This window comes from Pseudomonas grandcourensis, assembly GCF_039909015.1.
In the GTDB taxonomy this organism is placed as follows: domain Bacteria; phylum Pseudomonadota; class Gammaproteobacteria; order Pseudomonadales; family Pseudomonadaceae; genus Aquipseudomonas; species Aquipseudomonas grandcourensis.
Map to the genome: position 1 here is coordinate 6,671,467 of NZ_CP150919.1, position 24,244 is coordinate 6,695,710.

The 24,244-nt window shown below is 59.4% G+C and carries 18 protein-coding genes; 10 read left to right on the top strand and 8 right to left on the bottom strand.

Going from position 1 to position 24,244, the window contains the following annotated elements:
- Positions 1-11: 11 nt before the first annotated feature.
- Together purE and AABM52_RS30145 are read right to left on the bottom strand one after the other, a co-directional pair.
- Positions 12-503, bottom strand: coding sequence for a 5-(carboxyamino)imidazole ribonucleotide mutase (purE, locus tag AABM52_RS30140; RefSeq protein ID WP_347909787.1), 492 nt, complete (start codon positions 501-503; stop codon positions 12-14).
- 292 nt (positions 504-795) lie between these two features.
- The gene (locus AABM52_RS30145; RefSeq protein WP_008045548.1) at positions 796-1,713 is read right to left on the bottom strand and encodes a LysR substrate-binding domain-containing protein; all 918 of its coding nucleotides are present in this window, start codon (positions 1,711-1,713) and stop codon (positions 796-798) included.
- 180 nt (positions 1,714-1,893) lie between these two features.
- Between AABM52_RS30145 and aspA the strand changes: the two genes are divergently transcribed.
- The 6 genes from aspA to AABM52_RS30175 all read left to right on the top strand — a co-directional run bounded on the left by aspA (position 1,894) and on the right by AABM52_RS30175 (position 9,858).
- The gene (gene aspA / locus AABM52_RS30150; RefSeq protein WP_008045549.1) at positions 1,894-3,318 is read left to right on the top strand and encodes an aspartate ammonia-lyase; all 1,425 of its coding nucleotides are present in this window, start codon (positions 1,894-1,896) and stop codon (positions 3,316-3,318) included.
- A 533-nt stretch (positions 3,319-3,851) separates the two neighbouring features.
- On the top strand, positions 3,852-5,303 hold the full coding sequence (locus tag AABM52_RS30155; protein WP_347909788.1) for an alanine/glycine:cation symporter family protein: 1,452 nt from the start codon (positions 3,852-3,854) through the stop codon (positions 5,301-5,303).
- Positions 5,304-5,410: 107 nt separating this feature from the next.
- Positions 5,411-6,415 carry an asparaginase gene (locus AABM52_RS30160; protein ID WP_347909790.1) on the top strand — a complete coding sequence of 335 codons (1,005 nt, stop codon included), beginning with the start codon at positions 5,411-5,413 and terminating at the stop codon, positions 6,413-6,415.
- Positions 6,416-6,577: 162 nt separating this feature from the next.
- Positions 6,578-7,576, top strand: coding sequence for an AraC family transcriptional regulator (locus tag AABM52_RS30165; protein WP_347909791.1), 999 nt, complete (start codon positions 6,578-6,580; stop codon positions 7,574-7,576).
- 137 nt (positions 7,577-7,713) lie between these two features.
- Complete coding sequence (locus AABM52_RS30170) at positions 7,714-8,742, top strand: histone deacetylase family protein (protein ID WP_347909792.1); 1,029 nt, start codon at positions 7,714-7,716, stop codon at positions 8,740-8,742.
- A 15-nt stretch (positions 8,743-8,757) separates the two neighbouring features.
- Positions 8,758-9,858 (top strand): polyamine ABC transporter substrate-binding protein, encoded by a 1,101-nt coding sequence (locus AABM52_RS30175; RefSeq protein ID WP_347909794.1) that lies wholly within the window; start codon positions 8,758-8,760, stop codon positions 9,856-9,858.
- Positions 9,859-9,908: 50 nt separating this feature from the next.
- Here AABM52_RS30175 and AABM52_RS30180 read toward each other — a convergent pair whose 3' ends face one another.
- Positions 9,909-10,367: a hypothetical protein gene (locus AABM52_RS30180; protein WP_347909795.1), complete on the bottom strand. Its 459-nt coding sequence runs from the start codon at positions 10,365-10,367 to the stop codon at positions 9,909-9,911.
- A 456-nt stretch (positions 10,368-10,823) separates the two neighbouring features.
- Between AABM52_RS30180 and AABM52_RS30185 the strand changes: the two genes are divergently transcribed.
- A complete protein-coding gene (locus tag AABM52_RS30185) occupies positions 10,824-15,422 on the top strand; it encodes a hypothetical protein (RefSeq protein ID WP_347909797.1) in 4,599 nt (1,532 codons plus the stop codon).
- Between the two features lie 75 nt (positions 15,423-15,497).
- Here the strand turns inward: AABM52_RS30185 and AABM52_RS30190 are convergent, their stop codons facing one another.
- On the bottom strand, positions 15,498-17,051 hold the full coding sequence (locus AABM52_RS30190) for a PLP-dependent aminotransferase family protein (RefSeq protein WP_347909798.1): 1,554 nt from the start codon (positions 17,049-17,051) through the stop codon (positions 15,498-15,500).
- 92 nt (positions 17,052-17,143) lie between these two features.
- On the opposite strand from AABM52_RS30190, the gene AABM52_RS30195 reads away from it, so the two are divergent.
- The 3 genes from AABM52_RS30195 to AABM52_RS30205 are packed head-to-tail and all read left to right on the top strand — an operon-like array spanning position 17,144 to position 18,912.
- A complete protein-coding gene (locus tag AABM52_RS30195; protein ID WP_347909799.1) occupies positions 17,144-17,767 on the top strand; it encodes an FMN-binding negative transcriptional regulator in 624 nt (207 codons plus the stop codon).
- A 10-nt stretch (positions 17,768-17,777) separates the two neighbouring features.
- The gene (locus AABM52_RS30200; RefSeq protein ID WP_347909800.1) at positions 17,778-18,224 is read left to right on the top strand and encodes a GNAT family N-acetyltransferase; all 447 of its coding nucleotides are present in this window, start codon (positions 17,778-17,780) and stop codon (positions 18,222-18,224) included.
- Positions 18,225-18,240: 16 nt separating this feature from the next.
- Entirely contained in the window at positions 18,241-18,912 is a 672-nt protein-coding gene (locus AABM52_RS30205; protein WP_347909801.1) for a GNAT family protein, read from the top strand.
- A gap of 57 nt (positions 18,913-18,969) precedes the next feature.
- On the opposite strand, the gene AABM52_RS30210 is transcribed toward AABM52_RS30205, so the two are convergent.
- The 4 genes from AABM52_RS30210 to AABM52_RS30225 all read right to left on the bottom strand — a co-directional run bounded on the left by AABM52_RS30210 (position 18,970) and on the right by AABM52_RS30225 (position 24,130).
- Positions 18,970-19,248: a helix-turn-helix transcriptional regulator gene (locus AABM52_RS30210; protein ID WP_347909802.1), complete on the bottom strand. Its 279-nt coding sequence runs from the start codon at positions 19,246-19,248 to the stop codon at positions 18,970-18,972.
- Positions 19,245-20,597 (bottom strand): HipA domain-containing protein, encoded by a 1,353-nt coding sequence (locus AABM52_RS30215; protein WP_347909803.1) that lies wholly within the window; start codon positions 20,595-20,597, stop codon positions 19,245-19,247. The genes AABM52_RS30210 and AABM52_RS30215 overlap by 4 nt, the downstream gene beginning before the upstream one ends.
- 297 nt (positions 20,598-20,894) lie before the next feature.
- Positions 20,895-22,703: a sodium-extruding oxaloacetate decarboxylase subunit alpha gene (gene oadA / locus AABM52_RS30220; RefSeq protein WP_347909804.1), complete on the bottom strand. Its 1,809-nt coding sequence runs from the start codon at positions 22,701-22,703 to the stop codon at positions 20,895-20,897.
- Between the two features lie 11 nt (positions 22,704-22,714).
- Complete coding sequence (locus tag AABM52_RS30225; protein WP_347909805.1) at positions 22,715-24,130, bottom strand: acetyl-CoA carboxylase biotin carboxylase subunit; 1,416 nt, start codon at positions 24,128-24,130, stop codon at positions 22,715-22,717.
- Positions 24,131-24,244 lie beyond the last annotated feature (114 nt).

Genomic DNA, 24,244 nt, shown 5'->3' on the forward strand with positions numbered 1-24,244 from the left:
CGTCAACAACCTCAGGCGATGCGTGGGTCTGGATTGTCCAGGACGCTGTCTGTCTGCTCAGCACGGAAGGTTTTCAGCACCTCGTGGAACTGCGGGTGCTTGGCGCCAAGGATACTCGCCGACAGCAGCGCTGCGTTGATCGCGCCCGCCTTGCCGATGGCCAGGGTGGCGACCGGAACGCCCGCTGGCATCTGCACAATGGAAAGCAGCGAATCAACGCCCGACAGCATTGCCGATTGTACTGGTACGCCGAGCACCGGCAGGTGGGTCTTGGCCGCGCACATGCCAGGCAAGTGGGCTGCGCCACCGGCACCGGCGATGATCACCTCGATGCCACGCGCCTCGGCTTCTTCAGCGTACTGGAACAGCAGGTCCGGGGTGCGGTGGGCAGAAACCACTTTCACCTCGTAGGGGATGCCGAGCTTTTCCAGCATATCGGCGGTGTGGCTAAGGGTGGACCAATCGGACTTGGAGCCCATGATCACGCCAACCAGTGCACTCATCGTCGTGCCTCTTCTCTCTGGGCGCCCGCAGGCGCGTCAAAAAACAACAAGCCACGCAGGATGCGTGGCTTGATTGTACGAATTATGGCCGGTCGTAACCGGCCGAAGGCCGCGCAGTATACCTCAATGAAGCAGATAAACAGCCCCTGTTGCGACCATCTGTCATATGGCCCAAAGCGCCGGTTTTATTGACTCGAAGGTCAGCCAACGTTCAACACAAAACACCGTGGAACTTGAGCTCGATCCTGATTGCTCCAAACAACAAAATCCCCTGTGGGAGCATTTGGTGGTTTCAAGAACCGGTTGTGCCTTGGGCCGCGCCACCTTCCAGCTTGCGCCACAACAACCGCACGTTGGCCTTGCGCACCAGAGCGCAGCGATACAGGCGAATCTCCAGCGGCACGTGCCATTGCGGCCCGCCACAGACCACCAACTCACCCCGCGCCAGCTCGGCACGCACGCTCAGTTGCGGCACCCAGGCGATGCCAAGGCCTTCCAGGGCCATGCTTTTCAGGCTGTCGGCCATGGCGGTTTCGTAGATGGTGGTGAAGCGTAGCGCCCGTTGACGCAGCAGCATGTTCACCGAACGGCCGAGAAACGCACCGGCACTGTACGCCAGTAGCGGCACGCTGCCTTCGCCTTCCAGATCGAACAGGGGTTTGCCGTCGGCGTCGGCGGCGCAGACCGGCAGCATCTCGGTGTGGCCAAGGTGCAGCGAGGGGAAGATTTCCGGGTCCATCTGCATCGCGGCATCAGGGTCGTAGAACGCCAGCATCAGATCGCAGCCGCCTTCACGCAAAGCATGCACGGCGTCGCCGACGTTGGTCGCCACCAGCCGCGTGGCGATGTTCAGGCCTTCGTTGCGCAACTGCGCGATCCAGCGAGGAAAGAAACCCAGTGCCAGGGAGTGTGCAGCCGCGACCTGCATCACTTCGCCCTGCCCGCCTTCAAGGTGATGCAGATGACGCAGCACTTCGCCGAGCTGTTCGACTACGGTGCGCGCGGTGACCAGAAACAATTGCCCTGCCGCCGTCAGCTCCACCGGCGTGCGCGAACGGTTGACCAAGGTCAGCCCGAGCGCCGCCTCCAGGCTGCGGATTCGCCGACTGAACGCCGGCTGCGTCACGAAGCGCCGCTCGGCCGCCTGGGAGAAACTGCGGGTGGCAGCCAGGGCACTGAAGTCCTCCAGCCATTTGCTTTCCAGATTCATCACGTCCTCCCGGACACGCACCAATTTAGGTCACACGCTCGCCGTCAAGCCGGCGTCACACGGGCATTATGCCGAATATGCATAGCCTAGTGTTTAACAGCATTGGCCCAAAATTCTCCACAGGCCTAGCATTCGCAGCGTTCCGGCACAGACCGGGTCCATATTGAGATGATTTCTATCATGTCCTCCGCTGCATCATTCCGCACAGAAAATGACCTGCTTGGCGCCCTCGAAGTTCCGGCTCAAGCGTATTACGGTATCCAGACCCTGCGAGCGGTGAATAACTTCCGCCTTTCGGGCGTTCCGATTTCGCATTACCCGAAACTGGTTGTCGGCCTGGCCATGGTTAAACAGGCCGCCGCTGACGCCAACCGTGAGTTGGGTCACCTGAGCGAAGCCAAGCACGCTGCCATCAGCGAAGCCTGTGCACGTTTGATCCGCGGCGACTTCCACGAAGAGTTCGTGGTGGACATGATTCAAGGCGGCGCTGGCACTTCGACCAACATGAATGCCAACGAAGTCATCGCCAACATCGCGCTGGAGGCCATGGGTCACCAGAAAGGCGAGTACCAGTACCTGCACCCGAACGACGACGTGAACATGGCGCAGTCGACCAACGACGCCTACCCGACGGCAATCCGTCTGGGTCTGTTGCTCGGTCACGACGCCCTGCTGGCCAGCCTCGACAGCCTGATTCAGGCGTTTGCGGCCAAGGGCCAGGAATTCAACCACGTCTTGAAGATGGGTCGTACCCAGTTGCAAGACGCCGTGCCGATGACCTTGGGTCAGGAATTCCGCGCTTTCGCCACCACCATGGGCGAAGACCTGGCCCGTCTGAAGACGCTGGCCCCGGAACTGCTGACTGAAGTGAACCTGGGCGGCACCGCGATCGGTACCGGCATCAACGCCGACCCGCGCTATCAGGCCCTGGCTGTACAGCGCCTGGCGCTGATCAGTGGTCAACCGCTGGTTCCGGCGGCCGACCTGATCGAAGCCACTTCCGACATGGGCGCCTTCGTGCTGTTCTCCGGCATGCTCAAGCGCACCGCGGTCAAGCTGTCGAAGATCTGCAACGACCTGCGCCTGCTGTCCAGTGGCCCACGCACCGGCATCAACGAGATCAACCTGCCGGCACGTCAACCAGGCAGCTCGATCATGCCAGGCAAGGTCAACCCGGTTATCCCGGAAGCCGTTAACCAGGTGGCCTTCCAGGTCATCGGTAACGATCTGGCGCTGACCATGGCAGCCGAAGGCGGCCAACTGCAACTGAACGTGATGGAGCCGCTGATCGCCTTCAAGATCTTCGACTCGATCCGCCTGCTGCAACGCGCCATGGACATGCTGCGCGAGCACTGCATCGTCGGCATCACCGCCAACGAAGCACGCTGCCGTGAACTGGTCGAGCACTCGATCGGCCTGGTTACCGCGCTGAACCCGTACATCGGCTACAAAAATGCCACCCGCATTGCCGGCCTCGCTCTTGAAAGCGGTCGTGGCGTGCTGGAACTGGTGCGCGAAGAAGGTCTGCTCGACGAAGCCATGCTCGCCGACATCCTGCGCCCGGAAAACATGATTGCTCCGCGTCTGGTGCCTCTGAAGGCATAACCCGACGCGTTACCTGTAGCACCGCTCACCAGGTCGAGGGACTAGACACCTCTCACCTTTTGAGGGCTTGGAGATCACTCTCCAGGCCCTTTTTTTTAACTGTTTGATCCTGAGAACCTATGTCTGGGGACTGACCAATGTGGGAGCGGGCTTGCTCGCGAAGACGACGGCATATTCAACAAAGCCATATCTGATACACCGCTTTCGCGAGCAAGCCCGCTCCCACAGAAAAGCAATCTCCACATAAGCCCGACGCCGGTAACGTCGGGTGCTTCAAAGGCTTCGCTTCACCGAATGCACCACAACCGTGCAGACGGACGGCACTGTCATCGGTATAGTGCCGCCCCTCTTCGCGTGAGCGGTCGTCGGTAGCGAGGCCACAACCCATGCGAAACCCGAACTAATAACAAACCCGCGATATGAAACCGGGACGAACGTCGAACCGCCCGTTGTGCCGTGCGCCAAGGGGTGTAACTCGATGTGTCTGTCCGGCCAGCATTGTTGCCTACACAAAAAACAGCGAGGAATAATCCATGCTCGAAGTCATTAACGACTTCCTCTCAGGGAAAGTACTGATCGTGCTCATTGTCGGGCTCGGTAGCTACTTCACGATCCGCTCGCGTTTCGTTCAATTGCGTCACTTCTTCCACATGTTCGCGGTGTTCCGCGACAGCCTCAAAAGCAGCGCCGGGCAACTCAGTTCGTTCCAGGCCCTGATGCTCAGCCTCGCCGGCCGCGTCGGTGCGGGTAACATCGCCGGGGTCGGCATTGCCGTGACCCTCGGCGGCCCCGGTGCCGTGTTCTGGATGTGGGTGACCGCGCTGGTCGGCATGTCCAGCAGCTTCTTCGAATGCTCCCTCGGCCAGCTCTACAAGCGCTGCGATTCCGAAGGCCAGTTCCGTGGTGGCCCGTCCTATTACATCCAGCATGGTTTGCAAAAACGCTGGTTGGGCATGCTGATGGCGTTCCTGCTGCTGGTGACGTTCGGCTTCGCCTTCAACGGCCTGCAGGCCCACGCCGTGACGCACTCGCTGAACAACGCGTTCGGCCTCGACACCACTTACACCGGCATCGGTCTGGCCGTACTGCTGGGCCTGGTGTTCATCGGCGGGATCAAGCGCATCGCCAAGGTCGCCGACCTGTTGGTGCCGGTGAAAACCCTGGTGTACATCGGCGTGACCCTCTACGTGATCGTGCTGCAGTTCGACCACGTACCGGGCATGTTGATGACCATCGTCAAGAGCGCCTTCGGTCTGGACCAGGCCTTCGGCGGCCTGATCGGCAGTGCCATCGTCATGGGCGTGAAGCGTGGTGTGTTCGCCAACGAAGCAGGCCTGGGCAGTGCGCCGAACGTGGCTGCTGTCGCGGCGGTCGAGCACCCGGTGGCACAAGGTGTGGTCCAGGCATTCAGCGTGTTCCTCGATACCTTCGTGATCTGCACCTGCACCGCGCTGCTGATCCTGCTCTCCGGCTTCTACACCCCGGGCTTCGAAGGCGACGGCATTGCCCTGACCCAGAACTCGCTGGCCGCCGTGGTCGGTGACTGGGGCCGGATGTTCATCTCCGTGGCCCTGGCGTTGTTCGTGTTCACCTCGATCCTCTACAACTACTACCTGGGCGAGAGCAACCTGCGCTTTTTGATCGGTGAAAACCGCAAGGCGCTGATGGGCTATCGCGCGCTGGTACTGGTGCTGATTTTCTGGGGCGCCATCGAAAACCTCGGCACCGTATTTGCCTTCGCCGACATCACCATGACCATGCTCGCGTTCGTCAACCTGATCGCGCTGTTCCTGCTGTTCAAGGTCGGCATGCGCATCCTGCGTGACTACGATGACCAGCGCGCTGCTGGCATCAAGACCCCGGTGTTCGACTCTGCCAAGTTCCCTGACCTGGACCTGGACCGCCAAGCGTGGCCGGCCAACCCGCCTGCCGCTGTCGGCAAGGCTGAAGTTGAGCCGCAAGGTGTACCTGTAGCGCAACGCTGACAGGTGAAATGACAGGCGCGTCCCCAGCGCCCGTCAGTTAAAGTTCGAAAAACTGTGGGAGCACACTTGCTCGCTCCCACAGGAACTATTCCTTTCGGAGAATCCCCATGAATTCCTCGACCTACCCCGCCGCCCAGCACGTCATGGTGCTCTACACCGGCGGGACCATCGGCATGCAGGCCAGCGCCAACGGCCTGGCCCCGGCATCCGGCTTCGAAGCGCGGATGCACGACTATCTGCACAGCCAGCCTGAGTTGGTAGTGCCGCATTGGCGCTTCCGTGAAATGTCGCCGTTGATCGACAGCGCCAACATGACCCCGACGTATTGGCAGCAGTTGCGTGAAGCGGTGGTCGATGCGGTCGATGTTCAGGGCTGCGACAGCGTGCTGATCCTGCATGGCACCGACACCCTGGCCTACAGCGCCGCAGCCATGAGTTTCCAGTTGCTCGGCCTGCATGCCCGCGTGTGCTTCACCGGCTCGATGCTGCCGGCCGGCGTCACCGATAGCGACGCCTGGGAAAACCTCGGCGGCGCGCTGGTTGCACTGGGCCAAGGCCTGGCGCCGGGCGTGCATCTGTACTTCCATGGCGAATTGCTGGACCCGACCCGTTGCGCCAAGGTGCGCAGTTTTGGTCGGCATCCGTTCAAGCGGCTTGAGCGTCAGGGCGGCGGTATGAAGGCGACTTCGCTGCCAACACAGTTGAATTACAACCAGCCCAAACAATTGGCGATCGTCGCCGTGCTGCCGCTATTTCCCGGCATCGGCGCCGAGGTGCTGGATGGTTTGCTCGACAGCGGCATTCAGGGTCTGGTGCTGGAGTGCTACGGCAGCGGCACCGGCCCGAGCGACAACCCCGGGTTTCTCGCCAGCCTCGGCCGTGCGCGGGACAACGGCGTGGTCGTGGTAGCGGTCACGCAATGCCACGAAGGCGGGGTTGAACTGGATGTCTATGAAGCCGGCAGTCGCTTGCGCGGTGTGGGCGTGTTGTCCGGTGGCGGCATGACCCGTGAAGCGGCGTTCGGCAAATTACATGGGTTGTTGGGTGCGGGGCTTGAGGTGGGCGAAGTCCGTCGGCTTGTCGAACTCGACCTGTGCGGCGAACTGAGCTGACACCACACCACCCTTGTGGGAGCGAGCCTGCTCGCGATAGCGGTCTACCATTCACATTGATGTGACTGATCCACCGTCATCGCGAGCAGGCTCACTCCTACAAGGGACATCACCCGGCATACAACTTGCTGCGTTCCAGCCACCCCTAGGCTGGAAGTCCTCATGCTCCACTCCCACCTCACCACGCTCAACGCGGTCTCCCTGGTCCTCGATGCCTTTAAGGCACAAGGCTTGTCCAGCGAAGCGCTGCTGGCCGGCAGCGGTATCAGCGCGGCGGATCTGAACCGTGCCGACACGCGCATCACCACCAATCAGGAAATGCAGGTCTGTGCCAACGCCGTTGCCCTCAAGCGTGACATCGGCCTGGAACTGGGCCGGCGGATGCACGTTTCCTGCTACGGCATGCTCGGTTACGCCCTGCTCACCAGTGCCACCTTCGGTGACGCTTTGCGTCTGGCGATGCGCTATCCGGCGCTGCTGGGAACACTTTTCGAACTGAGCCTTGAAGACGATGGCGAGCGCATCTGGTTCGCCGCCGCCGATTACCGCGAGAGCCCGGCCATGGCGGTGTTCAACGCCGAGTTCTGCCTGGTGTCGCTGAAAGTCACCTGCGACGACCTGCTCGGCCATTCCCTGCCCTTGCTAGGCGCACGCTTCGAACATGGCGCGCCCGACTACCAAGTGACCTACGCCGAACACTTCAACTGCCCGGTGCACTTCGGCGCGCGGAACAACGCCTTCGCCTTCGACAAGCACTGGCTCGACCAGCCACTGCCGCTGGCCGATGTCATCACCCATCAAGCCATGGCCGAACGCTGCCGCAAACAGAATATCGAGTTCACCGGGCGACAGGCCTGGCTAGGACGGATCCGCCAACTGCTCAGCGCGCAACTGAATGCCGCGCCCGGGCTGGAGGGGCTGGCCGAGCAAATGAACTGTTCGGCGCGGACCTTGCGCCGACATCTCAAGGACATGGGATGCAGCTATCAGGAACTGCTCGACGAACTGCGCTTCGAGCAGGCCAAGCAAATGCTTTGCGAGGATCAATTGCCGATCTATCAGATTGCCGAAGCGTTGGGCTTCAGCGAGACCGCGAGCTTTCGCCATGCCTTTGTGCGCTGGAGTGGTGTGGCGCCCAGTCAGTTCAGGCCACATGGGTAATCCTGTGGGAGCGAGGGGCGAATTTCGGTCAAACGTTTTGGCCATATCGATCCCCTTTTGGCCTTTCTTGCCGTTCTCCGTTTCGCCGTGCGCCGCAACACTGGGGGCAACCGAATCAGCCCTGCGGAGAACAAGAAATGCTGACGATCTACTCGGACGATCATCACCTGCACCACGGCCGTTGCGAACTTATCGACGGTCAACTCAAGCCCTGCTTCGAGATGCCTTCGCGCGCCGACCACGTGCTGCAACGGGTAAAAAACCAGAACCTTGGCTCTGTAGAAGCACCGAAGGATTTCGGCCTGGAGCCCATCGCGCGCATCCACAGTCGCGACTACCTCGACTTCTTCAAAGGTGCCTGGACACGCTGGACCGAATTCAACACCGACGGTGACCTGCTGCCCTACACCTGGCCTGGACGCACCTTGCGCCCGATCAAACCCACCAGCCTCCACGGCCAGCTTGGTTATTACAGCTTCGACGGCGGCGCCCCGATCACCGCCGGCACCTGGCAAGCAGCGTACAGCGCAGCGCAAGTTGCCCTCACCGCCCAAGCGGAAATCCAGCGCGGTGCCCGATCTGCTTTCGCCCTGTGCCGTCCACCGGGGCACCACGCCGCCAGCGATTTGATGGGCGGTTATTGCTACCTCAACAACGCCGCCATCGCCGCCCAGGCGTTCCTCGATCAGGGCCACAAAAAGGTCGCGATCCTCGACGTCGACTACCACCACGGCAACGGCACCCAGTCGATTTTCTACGAGCGCGGCGACGTGCTGTTCACCTCGATCCACGGCCATCCGGAAGCCGAGTTCCCGTTCTTCCTCGGCTATGAAGATGAACGCGGCGAAGGTGCCGGCGAAGGGTTCAACTTCAACTATCCGCTGGCCGCCGGTTCAGGCTGGGACACCTGGAGCGCAGCGCTGGAACAAGCCTGCAAAGAGATCGAAAGCTACGGCGCCGACATCGTCGTGGTGTCCCTGGGTGTCGATACCTTCAAGGACGATCCGATCTCGCAATTCAAACTCGACAGCCCGGATTACCTGGCCATGGGCAAGCGCATCGCGGCCTTGGGCGTACCGACACTGTTCGTGATGGAAGGCGGTTACGCGGTGGAAGAAATCGGCATCAATGCCGTGAACGTTCTCGAAGGTTTTGAAAGCGCTTAATGAGGAAGTAGAAAAATGAAAAGTCTTAAGCGTTTTATTTTTCCAGCCCTGTGCGCCACGCTGCTCAGCGGCACCGCACACGCTGAAGAGCGAACGTTGCGCGTCTACAACTGGTTCGACTACATCACCCCCAAGGCCTTGGAAGACTTCAAGGCCCAGAACACCCAGACCAAACTGGTCTACGACATTTTCGACACCAACGAGGCACTGGAAGCCAAGCTGCTGACCGGCAACTCCGGCTACGACGTGGTGGTGCCGTCCAACGTGTTCCTCGCCAAACAAATCGAAGCCGGGGTATTCCAGCCCCTGGACCGCAGCAAGCTGCCGAACTGGAACCACCTCGATCCCAAGCTGATGAAGCTGATCGAAGCCAACGACCCGGGCAACAAGTTCGCTGTGCCATACATGTACGGGACCATCCTGATCGGCTTCAACCCGGACAAGGTCAAGGCAGTCCTGGGCGCCGACGCGCCGGTAGACAGCTGGGACCTGATCTTCAAGGAAGAGAACATCAGCAAGCTCAAGCAGTGCGGTGTCGCCCTGCTCGACTCGCCGTCAGAGATTTTGCCGCTGGCCCTGCAACACCTCGGCCTGGACCCCAACAGCAAGAAGCCTGCGGACTACGACAAGGCTGAAGCACTGCTGATGAAGATCCGTCCGTACATCACCTACTTCCACTCGTCCAAGTACATGGCCGACATTGCCAACGGTGACATCTGCGTTGCAGTCGGCTATTCCGGCAGCTTCTCGCAAGCCGCCAACCGCGCCAAGGAAGCCAAGAATGGTGTGGTCGTCGACATGCGTTTGCCGAAGGAAGGCGCGCCGATCTGGTTCGACATGCTTGCGATTCCGAAGGGGGCGAAAAACCCCGAAGACGCCTACACCTTCATCAACTACCTGCTGCAGCCGCAGGTGATTGCACCGGTCAGTGACTTCGTCGGCTATCCGAACCCGAACAAGGACGCCACGGAACTGGTCGACCCGGCGATCCGCAATAACCCTAACCTGTATCCGACCGATGCGGCGATGGGCACGCTCTACACCCTGCAACCGCTGCCGCGCGATGCCGAACGTGCGCGGACCCGGGCCTGGACCAAGATCAAGTCCGGGACTTGAGATCAGAAAAACCTCCTGCCGTTGCTGGCAGGAGGTTTTATTGTTGAAACTCAGGCCAGGCGATGCAAATTTGTCACTTTGAAAGTTGCTTCAATTTCTTTGTAAGGAGACTCTTTAATCAGTGTTACATTGAAAGAACCAGAGAACTCCTGTTGATTACCCTCACAACAAATACGAGCTCGACCAGACTCCGCAGGATATTCCAGATTCGGTTCCCCTGCATTTTCTATCATATAGCCGATGGTGACTTTTCCATCGAGACTGACATCATGCTCTCCGTCACCAAGATCTTCATCGGCCGCCACGGATATATATCGCCGATTATTTCCCTCATAAATGACTCCCACCACGATCCTTACACCAAAACTGATAAAGCCTTGAACGTCGTCGGCGTCAAAGGCAGCACCATCAATCGTTGCAGTAAAGTAGTCGCCCGTTACCTGTCGCAGGCCCTGGCACCTCGTTGCTTCCATCGCTGCTTTCAGGCACTTTGCGTGTAAATGTTTCATAGAAATATTCCTTGATGAGCTCAAGCAAAAAAAACGCCCGAATTCAGGTCATGACTTCATTGGGTCGAATGATAAATAGATATATAAAACGGCAATAAGGAGACACGAAAGCAATTATCGACTTTGCTAGCGCACACACTTTCTCCGTTACGCACTAATTATTTATGCGCATTAACAGGCCCGGTCAATCCTGAAAGTGTTTCATATAACTTTGTTACAACTACAACTACAACTTCGACGCTTAACTATGCCCCCCGGCTACGACATGGTGGGTTACCTGAACCCGAACAAGGACGACACGGAACTGGTCAACCCGTCGTTATCAAGACCTGCGTTTACGCGGTTTTTTGCCCGCAATACTTATTTACCGCCAACACCGTCCTGCCCGTCACTACCTTGCGGGAGATCGCACACCGAACGTTCAACGGTGCCAATCCCCCAAACAGGATGTGACCCATGCCCGATACTTCAACCTCTCCTTCCGCTCCCGATCTCTCAGCCGATCAAGACGACTTGCTTACCCAATTGGTGGCAGGCCCCTCGATCAGGGAGGTCGCCACTCATGCCTTGCAACCGGCCCTGAAAGCGCTGTACCCGGACCTGCACATCGACCCGCGCCTGGCCATGGTGGTTACCCCGACCTGGACCTTTCACGAACAGCGTGTCGCCCCAGGACCACGCCGCTTTGAATCCTTGACCGACGCGTTGGTACGCCATGGTGTAGCAGCCACCCCCGTGATCTACCTCGATGGCGAGCACTACCTCACGCTGCAACCGCTGAAACCGATTCCCGCGCAATTACCCGTCAGAATCGATGCCATCGGGCGACTGCTCAACGAGTTGGCGCCGCTGCTGTTTGTCGCGTTTCAAGAGCAACAGGTCGACTACTGGAACCAGTACACCCGAGCGTCCGCTCCACGGTGGAAAAGCCTGTCCAACTCGCTGCGCGAACTGTGGAACATCGAATCGAACACGAACTGGGATACCGACCGCTACGCCATGGCCCGCAACCTGTTCGCTTACCCGGACAAAAGCACGCGCGAGCCTCACGACCCCTATCATTCACGGGCATGCCTGATCGACCTCGACGGCTTGAGCGACGGTGTCTCGACACACCTCAACATCCTCGACATGGCAGTACTGATCGGAACCCAGGGCACCCGCAGCCTCATCATTACTCACACCATTACCCACGGCTTTCAGACATACGACTCGTTGCAGGAACTGGGCGAATCCTTGCTGACGTACACCGACGGACAAACACCCGGAAACACCCTGCAATGGCGCCTGATCGAGCCGGAGGGCAATTACTTCGACCATCTGGCGTGCAACCTGATTGCCCTGCAAGCGGACTCGATTGGCGCCCTGGCGAACGATAGCGCGGCAGTGAATCCTGACCTGGCACCGCACATCAGCCGCTCAACGAGCGAGCTCGACCCAAAGGACAAACAAAATCCCTCTCGATTCAATCGGGTCGAGCAAGCATTGCCAGACTGGATGGCCAGCGCTTCCTCCAGCGATCTCACCGCTTACAGCCGTCACCTGATGGATCTGGCACAAGTACAGAATCAGAACGCCGGTCAGTCGTTTCAGGACGGGATCAAGCCGATCCGCGAATTCGCCCTGGATCAACTGCACGATGCCATGCTCAAAGAGCACGCAGATGCCGCACAGTTGAATCTGGCGGACATCGAGATCGTGGTCGATAGCGTGGTGGTCTGGGGCGCCTTCGTGCCGCTGGTCGAGCCCGAGCGCACCACGCTGAGCCTGGCCGACCTTACACTGCAAAACCTGATTGCCCTGCCGCTGGGTAACAAAACCGTGCACAGCACCAGCGCCGCAGCGCTGCCGACATGGTTGACGGTGAGTTACCTGGAGGCGCTGATCACCAGCGTCGATATTGGCAAGACCTATCCGACGCTGATCAAAAGCAAACTGCTCGACGATCCCCTTGAGCGCCTGCGGCGCCAGAATCTGTTCACCAGCCACTTGCGGGTCGAGCTTCCGCTGCTGGCGTTGCAGCAAAAGATTCGCACACAGGGCGGGATTGATGAACGGGGTTACCGCTATGTCGCGGCTGTGGTTCAGGTGCTTGATGCCAACCGCTGGGTGGATGGCCAGGAAATTGTCATTCGCCCGCTGGCGTTCAAACCCGGCTGGCGCCTGAGTGCCTCTGCGGACGAAGTGGCCAACATGTTCGTGATCGGCCCACGGCAGATGGACAAAGGCCCGTGCCTGCTTTACCGCCCGCTGCTCGATCAGCAGTTGAACCAGTACCCGACAGCGGCCAACCTGGTCTATGCCATCAAACACACGCCGGCACTGCGTCAATCGGTGCTCGCCTGGTTGCCGGACAGCGTACGCGCCAATTACGCGAACTACGTGTTCACCGGCGATCGGCCTTCGGTCTGGTCCCTCTCGCAACTCCTGGCTGACCCACTGACCCCACTGCAAATGGGCGGCACGCTTTCCCTGGGTACCGGAATCGTCGCTTCCGATTACCTGGCCAACCTGTTCAAGGCCAACGTCAACGCGCTGGTCCAGCTGGCGCAACGGCAATCGGTGTCCAATACGCAGAATCGCTGGGCGACTTTCAAGCAAGCGGCGTGGATGATTCTAAACGCAGCGCTGCCTTTTCTCGGCCGCACCGTCGGCACGGCCGCCTGGATCTGGCAGGTACTGGATGACCTGCAACAAACGGTGGACGCCGGCGAGAGCGGTGACCGACAGCAGCAGAAAACAGCGATGACTGACCTGCTGCTGACCCTGGCCATGGTGCTCGCCCACCACGCCAGCACGCGCCATGCGACTGCCCGCAGAGTCGAGGAAAAAACCTCACCAAAGGTCGCGACCGAAGTTGAGGACAAACCGGCATCCCCGCCGGTTGTGGTTGTTCAGCTACCCGATACCGGCGTCGAACCAGCCTCTTCGCAGCATCGAATATCCGTGCTGACGGGTGCCGCCCTGAGCCTGGAGAAAACCCTGGATCGCTTCAAAGTCACCAAACCCGAACCACTCACCCCACCCGACAGCAATAACGGCGTCTACCGCCATCTCTATCGCCACGGGACCCAGTACTACGCCCCGGTCGGTGAGCGCTGGTTCGAAGTGGCCGTTGAGGAAACAGGTGAGGTATCGATGATCGACTCACAGCAGCCCCCCCCACATAGCGGCCCAGCATTGATCAGCAATCAACGGGGTGATTGGTTTGTCGATACGCGCCTGCGTCTGCGGGGCGGCGGTTTGTCGAGTCGGCGCAAGGCATTGAAACAACAGAATCGCCAGCGCGTCACCGAGCTCAAACAGCAGTTGGCCGAATTCAATAACGAACGCGAAAGCGCACGTTCAGAGCTGACGGATGCCTACAACCAAATGAAGGCCGCCAGCGACGAGACACGGCCTGCCATTCAACAGCAATTCCTCGACAAACTTGATGGACGCACCGCCCAATACGCGGCCCCCATTGAACAATTGAAATCGCTGAACCTGCTCGATACGGTTTCCAGCTTCCGCACCGACATGGTCGAGATGCTCGGCACCCAACTGTTTTTCAACCAGACATGGCTCGATCAAAAAAAACCGATATTCACCCAAAACCTGCGCGAGACTCTGGCGCTGCTGGAGGCGGAAGAAACGGCAGACGGGACTGGCGGGCGAGCGAGCTATCAAAAAATGATCGACCTGACGGAGGACATGATCGGCAAAATCGAGTTTGCTCAATCACGCTTCCAGGAGTTGAGTCGACTAGGTAGAAGCGCTGCGGAAATGGTCAGCACCTACAAGGCAAAACTGCCGGCTTACAGCCCGAACGAACTCAAGGCGCTTCAGGTTTCGCTGTCCCGCGGGGTATGCCTCAAAGAAGGTGACAGCGTTGCGTTGAACGAAGCCCGAAGCGAATTCGAGCGCCTGCTCGACACGACCAATCTGGTTATCCAGACCTCGCAAGAGCTGATACTGCGAGATAACGCCTGGGCGTCAGGTGAACGCATCGATGCCCTCAATGGCATGCTCGAACAGTTCGTGGCCATCGATCAATCCTTCGATGACTTCGCCCTCAACCACAAGGATGCAGCACACGAGCAACCGCTCAGGCATTTGCGCAACCGGGTCAGCGAATTCCAGCAGGACACCGAAGGCTGCCTGGCGCAGTTGCTGCGAGAGGAGCTGCCCAGGGAACCCAGGCCAGGAACTTCCAGACCTACACCGGCTTCGCGCAAACGGGTGGTGAAAACACGCTTCAATGGCACGGTCGTTGGCGAAGTCCGCCCTTCTGCACCGGGTGAGCCGGTTCTGCTTGATGTGCACGCGCCCGTGACCGGAAAAGTCATCGCCACCTTTCACGAAAAAACACCTGGGGTCTGGCTTGAACGGGTTCCTGCCAGACGTCGCCGTCCGACGACTCCAGCACCGGCACTCAACACGCAAATGGCCCATGGCCGGATACTGCTCGATGGCCTGGAAAGCTTTATCCAGCAATCCGAAGCGAGCGCAAAAAAGCCCGGCCGCATCCCGGTGGAAATCGAGGAACTGTTCCAGCAAAAAGCCGACCATTTCGACCAGAGTGCCAGGACCCTGGAACAATCCCTGATCAGCTCCAACAGCACCGATGAACCCGAAGTTGCCGCAACGCAGCTGGCTGCGGAGTTGAACCAGGCGCGAGATCGACTGTACGCCGAGGGTCAACGAATACGCATCGATATGACCAAACAGCAACCACCCACGGCCGCCCGCGTCGAATGGCTGCGAAGCAAAAATGAAATCGACATTGTGCGCAGCAGTGATCGACGCCGGCTCAAGGGCCCGCGCAAGGACTACATGCAGGAGTATGAAATTCGCGAACGCCGAAACCAGCAAGTGCTGTGGTATGCGCATTTCCACTACGCCAGCCAGGACGCGCCGGTCGACGCCTTCACCGCTGCACATCTGAAACTGCGGGATCAACGCCTGCTGACGGGCACATACGACCTGCGCTCGGCCACCACCAACCCGCAAGTGATTGCTATCTATCGCAGCCAGATCAGCCCGCAACTGGCACGTGCGCTGTTCTTCTCGTAAACCCGGGAGCGCCAATTGGCCTCCTGGCACAACACAGGGAAGCCTATAAGCGTGCGGACTGCCAATCCGCGCGCTTCAGCCGGCACGCCACACCGCCCGCAACCGTTGCAATGCCGCCTCGATGGCCTTTTCGGGCACTGCGGCAAAGCCCAGTACCAGACCGGCGCGTTGATCCATCGGGGTTGCGGACTCCGGCAACCAATAGCTGCTCAAGCCGTTGACCTCGACATCGACACCGCTCGCCAACTCGATTAGCTCGCGCTCACGGGCCACGCTGTCGACCGGCACGGTCATGTGCAGTCCCGCGGCGACGGTGGGCAGCTTGCCGACGCCTGGAATATCCTGCGGCCAACCATTGAGCAAGGTGTTGCGCCGACTTAACGCCGCACGCCGCATGCGCCGGATGTGCCGCTGGAAATGCCCGGCCGCCATGAACTCGGCCATCACCACCTGGGTGCTGACTTCGGAATGCCGCACGTCCACCGCACGTCGCTGTGCAAAGGCCTGCACCAGCCCCGGCGGCAGCACCAGATAACCGAGACGCAACGCCGGAAACGCGACCTTGCCGAACGTACCGACATACAACACCCGCCCGTGACGATCGAGTGCCGCCAAAGGCGCCAGTGGCGCGCCGCTGTAGCGGTACTCGCCATCGTAATCATCCTCGACGATCCAGCCTTGGGTGCGCTCGGCCCAGGCCAGCAACTCCAGGCGGCGCGCCAGGCTCATGACCACACCGGTGGGATACTGGTGGGACGGCGTAACGTAGGTCAGCCGACAATCATCGAGTGCTGACAGTTCGCTGCAATTGATGCCTTCGCTGTCCACCACTACCCCATGCAGCCGTGCGCCCGCCACGGCGAAGGCATGACCGGCTGCCCGATACCCCGGATTTTCAATCGCCACCCTGTCACCAGGCTCTACCAGCAACTGTGCACAAAGGCTGATTCCCTGCTGCGCGCCACTGGTGATCAGAATTTGTTCAGCCGTGCACTGCATGCCCCGCGAACTGCGCAAATACGCAGCGATCATCCCGCGCAACCGTGCATCGCCTGCCGGGTCGCCGTAGCACAACTGTTGAAAATCCGGTTTGCGCCAGAAAGCCGCATTCAGCTTGGCCCAGACCTCGAATGGAAACAGATCGAACGCCGGGACACCGACCCGAAATGCCCGGGGTGGACCGCTCGGCGGACTGGCCAAATGGTTGTTTTTGACTCGAGTCAACGGATCGTTGTGGATAACTTTGCTGGATGGATCAACAGGTAAATCGGGGCAATTTGTGGATAAGGCTGTGGGTAACCCTGTTGAAAACCCTGTGGATACATTTGTGGATAGTTTTTTTGCCGGTACGGTTGCCTGGGGCAATTGCGCCACATAAGTCCCGTCGCCTACCCGCCCTTCGATAAACCCTTCGGCGTACAACTGATCGTAGGCACGCACCACGCTGTTACGGGAAATCGCCAGCGCGGCGGCCAGATCACGACTGGCAGGCAGACGCGTACCGCTGGCCAGTCGCCCATCCAACACGCGCGTGCGCAATGCCTGGTAGAGCTGACGACTCAGCCCCTGGCGACGATCAAGTTCGATACCTGCGGGATTGAAGGTCAGGGACAGTGGTTCGCTGGTCATCGCAATGGACCCATGAAATTGGTCATTAATGGCTCTTACAACAGACCAATAGCCTGCCTAGGATGCAAGCATTCGCCAAGGAAAATATCTCCATGTACACGCCACGCGCTTTTGCCATCGACGAGTTGTCCCAACTGCATGAACTGATCCTCGCCACCCGCCTCGCCATATTGGTGACCCACGGTGAAAGCGGCCTGCAAGCCAGCCATGTACCGGTGCTGCTGCATTGCGAACAAGGCTCGAACGGCACGTTGTACGGGCATCTGGCCAAAGCCAATCCACAGTGGAAAGACCTGCGCGACGGCGCCGAAGCCCTGCTGATTTTTGCCGGTGCCGACGCCTACGTCAGCCCTGGCTTCTACCCGAGCAAGGCCGAACACGGCAAAGTCGTGCCGACCTGGAACTATGTCGCCGTACACGCCTATGGCCGAGCCGAAACCTTTAGCGATGGCGGGCGGCTGCTCGACATCGTCAGCACCCTCACCGACCGTCATGAAGCTGGCCGCGCCCAACCGTGGTCAGTGGCCGATGCCCCCGCCGAATACATCGACGGCATGCTCAAGGCCATCGTCGGTTTCGCCATTCCCATCGACCGCCTGGAAGGCAAGCGCAAACTCAGCCAGAACCGCAGCCCCGCCGACATCGACGGCGTGCGCAAAGGCCTGGCCGCCAGCCTAGACGTCAACGACCAAACCCTCGCCCAATTGATGCGCTAAGGAAGTCACCATGAGTCAAATCGACATTCGCCAAGTCACCGCCGGTGATCACGCGGCCTGGTTGCCGCTGTGGCAAGCCTACCTGCGCTTCTACAAAACCGAATTGCCGGAGGCCGTCACCCAAAGCACCTGGCAGCGCATGCTCGATCCGAACGAGCCAACCCACGCCGCCCTCGCCCGGGTCGACGGTAAAGCGGTGGGCATGGTGCATTTCATCTACCATCGTTCGAACTGGGCCATCGAGAACTCCTGCTACCTGCAAGACTTGCTGGTGGTCCCTGAAACCCGTGGCACCGGCGTCGGCCGCCAGTTGATCGAGTTCGTCTACGCCACGGCCAAGGCCGACGGTTGCAACAAGGTTCACTGGCTGACCCACGAAACCAACGCCACCGCGATCCAGCTCTACGAGCGCATCGCCGAACGCCCGGGTTTCATCCAGTTTCGTAAAGCCATCTAGGTTCAAGGAGAACAGCATGTCGATTTCACTCGCCGACTGGAAAGGCGTCCCGGCCCCCACGACTCAACTGATCGAAGGGCGTTACATCCGCCTGGAAAAACTCGACCCGGCGCGCCACGGTGACGACTTGTTCAACGCCCTGCAAGGCCCCGGCGCCGACCCGAAACTCTGGGACTATCTGCCTTACGGCCCCTTCCCGGAGCGCAGCGTCTTCAACGACTGGCTGAACAACCACGCGGCCAGCAGCGACCCGTATTTCTTCAGCGTGATCGACCGCGCCAGCGGCGAGGTCCAGGGCATTCTCAGCCTGATGTCCATCGTCCCGGCCCAGGGTCGCATCGAAATCGGCCACGTCACCTTCGGCGCCCCGATGCAGCGCTCGCCGAAAAGCACCGAGGCGGTTTACCTGTTGGCCAAGGAATCCTTTGCCCTGGGCTATCGTCGCCTGGAATGGAAATGCAACAACGCCAACGCCCGCTCCAAATACGCGGCCGAGCGCCTGGGCTTCAGTTTTGAAGGGGTGTTCCGTCAGCACATGGTGGTCAAGGGCCAGAATCGCGACACCGCGTGGTACTCGATTCTGGACTCGGAGTGGCCAGCGATTGGCGCGGGTTTCGAGAAGTGGCTGGGCGATGAGAACCAGACGGCTTCGGGGCAGGCAAAAACGTTGGCGGAATGTCGCAGCTGACCATCTGAGCAAAACCTGTGGCGAGCAAGCGGACTTCCTCGCCATAGCCATGCGGATTCAGCTGATATCACGCCGAATTCGCACCACCCCCATCTTCAATCCAAACGGCCTGAATACGGCGTTCAACGACTTCAGCGTCTGATTCCCTTCTCCGTGCTCGATATGCACCAGCGTACGCACCGATATTTTGCACATTTTCGCAAATTGAGTCTGGTGCAGGCCGGTAACCTCGACTCGCAATCGGCGAACCGCTTCGCCAATTTCAAGAGTGCCCTGAGCTAAATCTTCTTGAATGCTTTCTATGAGCACTGTGCGCTCAGCAACGGTCATGCTCATTTCAAGCCCCACTCTTTCAAACGTTGCTCCAGATTTCTCAATGCAATTTGCGGGTGATTCATGGTCGCGTCAGGCAGGCCGCTGGCAGCCAGAATATCGGGGAGCGCCATCAGACGATTTGCATCCTCACGCAATCGCTCAAATGAATCCTGTACGTCACTTAAAGCGGCTAATGGGTCTTCCGGGGCAGTGATGTCGGCCAATGTACGGCACACCCCACGCCAATTAACGTCACCCGCTCTCTCAAATTCTTTTGGCCACTTGGTGGTGCGTGTCACACCTTCGTCGTCCATCACCATGGGCGCCAGATCATAGATGGGTGCAAGGCGAAACGAGGCGTCATCACGGATGATTGCGGTATTGCGTCCGTGGTTATCCGAGTTGCCGAGGATTTTGTTGATCAGATCCCGACGAAGATAATCGGCAACGAGATTCGGAATTTGATCCGCCTGCCCCGCCTCCCGCCAAAGTCCTGCCAACAACCGGATAACGTCCATGTGATTCAAAGCGCTACCCGGTGTCGTGATGTTTGCCAGCGAGTAGATTGACTCCACGGCAAAGCGTTCGACGCCTTGGGCGGTCACCTGGCGGTCAAAACGCTGCATCCACAAGCTGGGTTTGGTCGCTTCCTCCAGCGCAAGCCCTTCGACTGCCACAGTCTCGATCCCCAGACTCTGGATAGCCCGGTAGTAGTGATACTCGCTTCTGAGGATTACCTGATCCGTTTCCAGTCCTTTGTTGCGGGCGAACTTCACAAACCAATGTTGAGTGACATCGGCGTCGTCAAGTACTGCATCCGGGTACAGTAACCCCGCCTTGTTCTGGGCCAACAAAAGCTTCGGCGCCTCACCACCTGCACCTGTTGCTCCACCAATGGCAGCCCCCTGCTCATAGGCGTACTCAAGAAATCGATTATTGCGACTGATGACGTCCTGCCGCTCGAAACCTATCGGTTCACGCTGATCCACCGCTTCAGCAGATTCCTTGACCCGTATATTTCCAATCGGCGCCGGCGTGCTTCTCGCCAACAGGTAGAGGTCTGCATTGACGTCCGCGGGCTTGTCTTTGCCTATATGCGCCAAAAGGAACCTTTTGGCTGCACCGGCGGGTGCAATATCATGTACGAATGCTGGCGCATTGGATCGTCTGCCATCCCAATCCAAAGGGAATCTCGCGCTCACTGCCTTGGCGAACGGAGTTCCAATATCCTCGTAATTTTCAAAAAGATACGTTTGTTGATAGCCAAAACTGCAGCGACTTTCGAAGCCTTTTTCAGGGCTGTCGAAGCTCAAAACCATGGCGTCGTGCCAGTTTCCTGCCCAATAGATCTGTAAAGTCAGATCGTACATGACAACACCACCTGCATTAAAATGCACATATCTCAGAATAATTATCACACTGGATGCAATATAGTGCACATAAAGAAAGCAAGCACAGCGCCAATGTGTATTTAAATGCAGATACAGTCGCTTAAAAACATGAAAAACGCAAAATAATGCAGATCCAACTGAACCAATAATTCGAGAGCAACAAAACCGAAAATTGTATTACTGACGATGCCGGGGAGTCTGATCGCCGAATACCGGGCAAAAAAAGGGGAGCACATGCTCCCCCGAGGTATAAAGCGTTGAATCGCGGCTGTTAAATCAGCCTTCGATCTCGATCAGGATCTCGCCCGGGTTCACCCGGTCGCCCTTGGCCACGTGAATGGCGGTGACTTTACCGGCGATGGCAGCCTGGACTTCGGTTTCCATCTTCATCGCTTCGGTGATCAACACGGCCTGGCCTGCCTTGACGGTGTCGCCCTCCTTGACCAGCACGTCGACGATGTTGCCCGGCATGGTGGTGCTGACGTGACCCGGAGCAGTGGCTTGCTTGCGCTTGCTGCTGCCGCCACCGACGAATTCGTTGAGCGGTTCGAACACCACTTCTTCCGGCATGCCGTCGATGGACAGGTAGAAGTGACGCTTGCCCTCGGCCTTGACGCCCACACCGGTGATGTCGACGCGGTAGGTTTCGCCGTGAACGTCGATGACGAACTCGGTCGGTACGCCTTCGCCACCCGCCGAGGCGACGCCGCCGGCTTCAGGAATCGGCAACAGCACTTCAGGTGTCAGGGTGCCCGCAGCACGCTCTTCGAGGAACTTGCGACCGATGTCCGGGAACATGGCGTAGGTCAGCACGTCTTCTTCAGACTTGGCCAGTGCACCGATATCGGCGCGCAGCTTGGCCATTTCCGGCTTGAGCAGATCGGCCGGGCGAACGTCGATCACTTCTTCGCTGCCGATGGCCTGACGACGCAGTTGTTCGTTCACGGTGCCCGGCGCCTTGCCGTAGCCGCCTTGCAGGTACAGCTTCACTTCATTGGTGATGGTCTTGTAGCGCTCGCCGGCCAGCACGTTGAAGAACGCCTGGGTGCCGACAATCTGCGACGTCGGGGTCACCAGCGGCGGGAAGCCGAGGTCTTCACGAACCCGCGGGATTTCGGCCAGCACTTCGCTCATGCGATTGAGTGCGCCCTGCTCTTTCAACTGGTTTGCCAGGTTGGAAATCATCCCGCCCGGTACCTGGTTGACTTGTACACGGGTGTCGACGGCGGTGAATTCGCTTTCGAACTGGTGGTACTTCTTGCGCACGGCGTAGAAGTACAGACCGATCTCCTGCAGCAGTTCCAAGTTCAGGCCGGTGTCGAACTCGCTGCCTTTGAGGGCGGCGACCATCGACTCGGTACCCGGGTGGCTGGTGCCCCAGGCGAAGCTGGAGATCGCGGTGTCGATGTGATCGGCGCCGTTTTCGATGGCCTTCATTTGGCACATCGCGGCCAGGCCAGCAGTGTCGTGGGAGTGAATGAACACTGGCAGCGATTGCTCGGCTTTCAGGGCCTTGACCAGTTCGCCGGTGGCGTACGGGGTCAGCAGGCCGGCCATGTCCTTGATCGCTACCGAGTCGCAACCCATGGCTTCCATTTGCTTGGCCTGGTTCACGAAGGCCTCGATGGTGTGCACCGGGCTGGTGGTGTAGGCGATGGTGCCCTGGGCGTGCTTGCCGGCAGCTTTCACCGCTTCGATGGCCACGCGCAGGTTACGCACGTCGTTCATGGCGTCGAAGATGCGGAACACGTCGATGCCGTTGACCGCTGCCTTGGCGACGAAGGCCTTGACCACGTCGTCGCTGTAGTGGCGGTAGCCCAACAGGTTCTGACCGCGCAGCAGCATTTGCAGGCGGGTGTTAGGCAGCGCCGCGCGCAGCTGGCGCAGACGCTCCCACGGATCTTCTTTCAGGAAACGTACGCAGGCGTCGAACGTCGCGCCGCCCCAGCACTCCAGCGACCAGTAGCCGACTTTGTCGAGCTTGTCGCAGATCGGCAGCATGTCTTCGGTGCGCATGCGGGTGGCGAGCAGCGATTGGTGGGCGTCGCGCAGGATTGTGTCGGTAACGTGGATTTTCTTAGTCATTGGAATATTCCTCACAGGCCTGCGTGGGCGGCGATGGCGGCGGCGATGGCCAGGGCCAGCTCTTCGGGTTTGCGCTTGATCGAGTAGTTGGTCAGTTCAGGGTGGCTTTCAACGAAGCTGGTGTTGAACTGTCCGCTACGGAATTCCGGATTGCGCAGGATTTCCTGGTAGTACGCGGCGGTGGTCTTGACCCCTTGCAGACGCATGTCGTCCAGGGCGCGCAAACCACGGTCCATCGCCTCTTCCCAGGTCAGCGCCCACACCACCAGTTTCAGGCACATGGAGTCGTAGTAAGGCGGGATGGTGTAGCCGGTGTAGATCGCCGTGTCGGTACGCACGCCAGGACCGCCGGGCGCGTAGTAACGAGTGATCTTGCCGAAGCTCGGCAGGAAGTTGTTCTTCGGGTCTTCGGCGTTGATCCGGAATTGCAGGGCGAAACCACGGTGCTGGATGTCTTCCTGTTTCACCGACAGCGGCAGGCCGGAGGCAATGCGAATCTGCTCACGGACAATGTCGATACCGGTGATTTCTTCGGTGATGGTGTGTTCCACCTGCACCCGGGTGTTCATCTCCATGAAGTACACCTCGCCCTCGGCGAGCAGGAACTCCACGGTACCGGCGTTCTCGTAACCCACGGCCTTGGCTGCGCGCACCGACAGGTCGCCGATATAGGCGCGCTGTTCAGGGGTCAGTTGCGGGCTCGGGGCGATCTCGATCAGCTTCTGGTTGCGACGCTGGATCGAGCAGTCACGCTCGAACAGGTGCACCACGTTGCCGAAGCTGTCGCCAAGAATCTGCGCTTCGATGTGCTTCGGATTGACGATGCATTTTTCCAGGAACACTTCCGCCGAACCAAAAGCCTTGGTGGCTTCGGAAATGACACGCGGGAAAGCCTGTTCGAGTTCTTCGCGGCTGTTGCAGCGACGAATGCCGCGGCCGCCACCACCGGACGTGGCCTTGAGCATTACCGGGTAACCGATGCGATCGCCTTCAGTCAGGGCTTCTGCGATGTCCGCGACGTTGCCTTCGGTGCCTGGAGTGACTGGCACACCGGCCTTGATCATGCTGCGGCGGGCTTCGGTCTTGTCGCCCATGCGGCGAATCACTTCAGCCGATGGACCAATGAATTTGATACCGCGCTCGGCGCAGATGTCCGCCAGTTCGGCGTTTTCCGAAAGGAAACCGTAGCCGGGGTGCAGCGCATCGCAACCGGTTTCCACGGCCAGGTTCACCAGCTTGCGCGGGTTCAGGTAACCGGCCAGCGGTTCGGCACCAATGCTGTGGGCCTCGTCCGCACGCTTGACGTGCAAGGCATGACGGTCGGCATCGGAATAGATCGCGACCGAGCGAATGCCCATTTCGGCGCAGGCACGCACGATTCGTACGGCAATCTCACCACGGTTGGCGATCAGGATCTTTGTTATCACTTGGAGGTTCCCTTGAGCCGGTGGTACCCACGACCTGCTAGACCCAGGTCGACGCGTGACCAAATGTTTCAATTTGGTCGCAGGTCCACACTAGCGCCCACAAGGGATTAACAA

Bases quoted from the DNA above. Each gene is read 5' to 3' on its own strand.
- AABM52_RS30170 (WP_347909792.1), top strand. From the start codon at position 7,714: ATGCTGACGATCTACTCGGACGATCATCACCTGCACCACGGCCGTTGC.
- AABM52_RS30145 (WP_008045548.1), bottom strand. From the start codon at position 1,713: ATGAATCTGGAAAGCAAATGGCTGGAGGACTTCAGTGCCCTGGCTGCC.
- AABM52_RS30175 (WP_347909794.1), top strand. From the start codon at position 8,758: ATGAAAAGTCTTAAGCGTTTTATTTTTCCAGCCCTGTGCGCCACGCTG.
- AABM52_RS30215 (WP_347909803.1), bottom strand. From the start codon at position 20,597: ATGTACGATCTGACTTTACAGATCTATTGGGCAGGAAACTGGCACGAC.
- AABM52_RS30195 (WP_347909799.1), top strand. From the start codon at position 17,144: ATGTACACGCCACGCGCTTTTGCCATCGACGAGTTGTCCCAACTGCAT.
- purE (WP_347909787.1), bottom strand. From the start codon at position 503: ATGAGTGCACTGGTTGGCGTGATCATGGGCTCCAAGTCCGATTGGTCC.
- AABM52_RS30185 (WP_347909797.1), top strand. From the start codon at position 10,824: ATGCCCGATACTTCAACCTCTCCTTCCGCTCCCGATCTCTCAGCCGAT.
- oadA (WP_347909804.1), bottom strand. From the start codon at position 22,703: ATGACTAAGAAAATCCACGTTACCGACACAATCCTGCGCGACGCCCAC.
- AABM52_RS30165 (WP_347909791.1), top strand. From the start codon at position 6,578: ATGCTCCACTCCCACCTCACCACGCTCAACGCGGTCTCCCTGGTCCTC.
- AABM52_RS30160 (WP_347909790.1), top strand. From the start codon at position 5,411: ATGAATTCCTCGACCTACCCCGCCGCCCAGCACGTCATGGTGCTCTAC.
- AABM52_RS30210 (WP_347909802.1), bottom strand. From the start codon at position 19,248: ATGAGCATGACCGTTGCTGAGCGCACAGTGCTCATAGAAAGCATTCAA.
- AABM52_RS30180 (WP_347909795.1), bottom strand. From the start codon at position 10,367: ATGAAACATTTACACGCAAAGTGCCTGAAAGCAGCGATGGAAGCAACG.
- AABM52_RS30205 (WP_347909801.1), top strand. From the start codon at position 18,241: ATGTCGATTTCACTCGCCGACTGGAAAGGCGTCCCGGCCCCCACGACT.
- AABM52_RS30190 (WP_347909798.1), bottom strand. From the start codon at position 17,051: ATGACCAGCGAACCACTGTCCCTGACCTTCAATCCCGCAGGTATCGAA.
- AABM52_RS30200 (WP_347909800.1), top strand. From the start codon at position 17,778: ATGAGTCAAATCGACATTCGCCAAGTCACCGCCGGTGATCACGCGGCC.
- AABM52_RS30155 (WP_347909788.1), top strand. From the start codon at position 3,852: ATGCTCGAAGTCATTAACGACTTCCTCTCAGGGAAAGTACTGATCGTG.
- aspA (WP_008045549.1), top strand. From the start codon at position 1,894: ATGTCCTCCGCTGCATCATTCCGCACAGAAAATGACCTGCTTGGCGCC.